General features: G+C 63.9%; 2 protein-coding genes and 1 pseudogene. 1 reads left to right on the top strand and 2 read right to left on the bottom strand.

Going from position 1 to position 3,686, the window contains the following annotated elements; genetic code table 11:
• Positions 1-214 (top strand): inositol monophosphatase family protein (locus MOV75_RS30795; protein WP_309486978.1); only part of this gene is annotated, 214 nt, incomplete at its 5' end.
• A gap of 32 nt (positions 215-246) precedes the next feature.
• Here MOV75_RS30795 and MOV75_RS30790 read toward each other — a convergent pair.
• Positions 247-953, bottom strand: a pseudogene (locus MOV75_RS30790) (AAA family ATPase).
• Between the two features lie 172 nt (positions 954-1,125).
• The coding region (locus MOV75_RS30785) for an efflux RND transporter permease subunit (protein ID WP_247007199.1) at positions 1,126-3,686 on the bottom strand (2,561 nt) is incomplete at its 5' end.

Here is a 3,686-nt window from a genome sequence, read left to right as displayed (position 1 = left end):
GCTCGACCTCGCCTTCGTCGCCGCCGGCCGCCTCGACGGCTATTGGGAGCGCGATCTGCAATCCTGGGACATCGCCGCCGGCATGATCATGGTGCGCGAGGCAGGCGGAACGGTGAGCGACATCGCGACGCCCGGCGATCCGCTGGTCACGGGGCACGTCGTGTGCGGGAATGAGTTCGTGCACGGGGAGTTGGTGAAGATATTGCGGAAGTAGGCGTAGTCACACGACGCCTCAATCTGCAGCGGTCAGGATTCGTCGTCTTCCGATTCGTCGTCGTCGCGATATTCGCCGCCGAGGGTCAGGCCCACGATAGCCGTGGCGCCTTTCGACTTGATGACGCGGCGAAGCGGGACAGAGCTCTCGCTCCGCAAGGCCTCCATCAGCAGTTCCGAATGGGTGACGATTCAGATGTCGGCGCGGCTTGAGGCCTTGGCGATCAGCCGGGCCAATGGCGCCAGCAGCGACGGATGCAAACTGGTCTCGGGTTCGTTCAGCGCGATGAACGGCGGGAGCCGATAGCCCATGAACACCGCGAGCAGGCAGATGTATTTCAGCGTCCCATCGGATAGTTCATGAGCCCTGAACGGCCGCGGCATATCGCCTCGATGCTTTCGGACTTGATCATCGGTTCGCCGGAAAACGCCGCCGCAAGCGGGGCGGGAAATCCGATCTCAATGGAATATTTGAGACGGTCGAACTTGGCCGACAACCGCAATCGCCCATCCTCGCCGCGCTTGCGAATGCCGGACCAGCAGACCGAATTCAACCCGCCTTCGTCGGCGATCGTGCGCGTGATCCGCCCGGTCGCCGCGTCGCGCAACAGCGACAAGAACTTGTAGAGATTGGATTTTCCAACACCATTCTCGCCCACAAACACGGACAAGGGGTGGATTGGTATGGAGAGCCGGCGAATGGAGCGATAGTTCGAGATCGCAATTTCGGTCGGACGCATCACATGTTCTCAATCGGCGGGGCTATGTGTGCATTCGCGGCGCGGTGCGGAATACACATTCGCTCAATCCAGGGATGCAGTCTGGATCGACACCTCCGACAAGCAAGCGAACGGCCGTTTGACGTCGCGCGGCGTGGCATCAGTTCTGAAGCAATCAAGACCGGTCCGGCGTTCAGTGGCCGGTCCTTGCCGGCGCCGGCGGCCCATACGCTTCGCCTTCCTTCGCCGCCTTCGGCTCCCGGTCCCCCGCGAGCACGCGCTGCACCGAGACGAAGAACACCGGCACCATCAAGAGCGCCAGGATCACCACCGCGATCATGCCGCCCATCACGATGCTGCCGAGCGCCTGCTGGCTGGCGCCGCCGGCGCCATGAGCAATCGCCATCGGCAGCACGCCGCAGATGAAGGCGAGACCGGTCATCAGGATCGGGCGGAAGCGCAGGCGGCAGGCTTCGATGGTGGCTTCCACCAGCGGCTTGCCTTCCTTGCGCAAGTCTTTCGCGAATTCGATGATCAGGATCGCGTCCTTTGCCGCGAGGCCGATGATCGTGATCAGGCCGACGGTGAAGTAGACGTCGTTGGGCAGGCTCCGCAGCGTCGCTGCGACGACCGCGCCGACGATACCCAGCGGCACGGTGAGCAGCACCGCGAGCGGAATGGTCCAGCTTTCATAGAGTGCGGCGAGACACAGGAACACCACGAACACCGACAGCCCCAGCAGGAACGGCGCCTGCGAGCCCGAGAGCTTCTCCTGGAGCGACTGCCCGGTCCATTCATAGCCGAAGCCACGCGGCAGCCTGCCGGCAAGCCGCTCCATCTCGGCGATCGCATCGCCCGAGGTGAAGCCGGGTTTCGCCTCACCGGAGATGCGCACCGCCGGATAATAGTTGAAGCCTGCGATCTGCGTCGGTCCGCGCGCCCATTCCACCGTGGCAAAGGACGAGAACGGCACCAGCTGGCCGCGACTGTTCTTGACGTTGTAGTTGAGGATGTCCTCGGTCCGCATGCGGTCGCGGGCGTCGGCCTGCACCACGACGCGCTGCATGCGGCCGCGGTTCGGGAAGTCGTTGATATAGTTCGAGCCGAGATTGGTCGAGATCGTGTTGTTGATGTCCTCGAAGGTGACGCCGAAGGCGCCGGCCTTCTCGCGGTCGATCATGAGATTGACCACGCCCGCCTCGGGCAGGCCCTCGATATAGACCTTCTGCAGCACCGGGCTCGCATTGGCCTCGGCAATCAGTTGATCGGCGGCGCGCATCAATTGCTGATAGCCCTTCTGGCCGCGGTCCTGGAGACGGAACGAGAAGCCCGAGGAGTTGCCGAGATTGTCGATCGGCGGCGGCTGCAGCGCCGAGATCTTTGCGTCGCGGATCGACGAGCCCAGGTCGCGGTTGACGTCGTTGACGATCGCGGCGGCGGAATCCTTCGGCCCGCGCTCCGACCAGTCCTTCAACGTGATGAACGCCTGCGCAGTGTTCATGCCCTGGCCGGAGAAGCTGAAGCCGGTGAGGAAGGTGACGTTGTCGACGCCAGGCCGCTGCGCCAGGTATTTTTCCACCTTCTCGATCACGGCCTCGGTGCGGGAATAGGACGAATCCGACGGCGTCTGCACGTCGGTGGTGATGAAGCCCTGGTCGTCGACGGGCAGGAAGCCGCCGGGCAGATTGACGAAGGCCCATGACAGGCCGACCAGCAGCGCGACATAAACCAGCATCAGGCGGCCGGTGCGCTTCAGCGAGAAGCCGACGGTGCGCGAATAGCGTTCCTTGACGCCTTCGAGCATGCGGTTGAACCAGCCGAACACGCCGCGCTTGGCGTGACCGTGACCAGCTGCGACGGGCTTGAGCAAGGTCGCGCACAGCGCCGGCGTCAGTGACAGCGCGAGGAACGCGGAGAAGCCGATCGCGGCGACCATGGTCACCGAGAACTGGCGATAGATGATGCCGACCGAGCCCGGGAAGAATGCCATCGGCACGAACACTGCCATCAGCACCAGTGTGATGCCGATGATGGCGCCCGATATCTGCGACATCGCCTTGCGCGTCGCTTCCTTCGGCGGCAGGCCTTCTTCGGACATGATGCGCTCGACGTTCTCGACCACGACGATGGCGTCGTCGACGAGGATGCCGACCGCGAGCACCATGCCGAACATCGAGAGCATGTTGATGGAGTAGCCGGCGAGCAGAAGCGTGGTGCAGGCGCCCAGAAGCGCCACGGGCACCACGATGGTCGGGATGATGGTGTAGCGGATGTTCTGCAGGAACAGGAACATCACCACGAACACCAGCACCACGGCTTCAACCAGCGTGGTCAGCACCTTCTTGATCGAGGCCTCGACCACCGGCGTGATGTTGTAGGGGATCTCGTAGGAGATGTTGGCCGGGAAGAAGCGCGACAGCTCCTTCATCTTCTCTTCGACCGCGCTCGCGGTCGCCAGCGCGTTGCCGGTCGGCGACATCAGGACGGAGAGACCCGCGGTCGGCTTGCCGTCGAGCCGCGTGTTGAACTGATAGCTGAGACCACCGACCTCGACGCGCGCGACGTCGCGCAAGCGCACGGTCGAGCCATCGGCATTGGCGCGCAGGATGATGGCACCGAACTCATCCGGCGAGGAGAGCTGGCCTTTGACCAGCACCAGCGCGGAGGTGCGCTGGTTCGACGTCGACGGCTCGGCGCCGATGCTGCCCGAGGCGACCTGCGCGTTCTGCGCGGCGATGGCCTTGTTGACGTCGT

Source organism: Bradyrhizobium sp. PRIMUS42 (assembly GCF_023006515.1).
In the GTDB taxonomy this organism is placed as follows: Bacteria; Pseudomonadota; Alphaproteobacteria; order Rhizobiales; family Xanthobacteraceae; genus Bradyrhizobium.
Note: the sequence above shows the minus strand (reverse complement) of the source record. Positions and strands in the feature narration are given on the sequence as shown.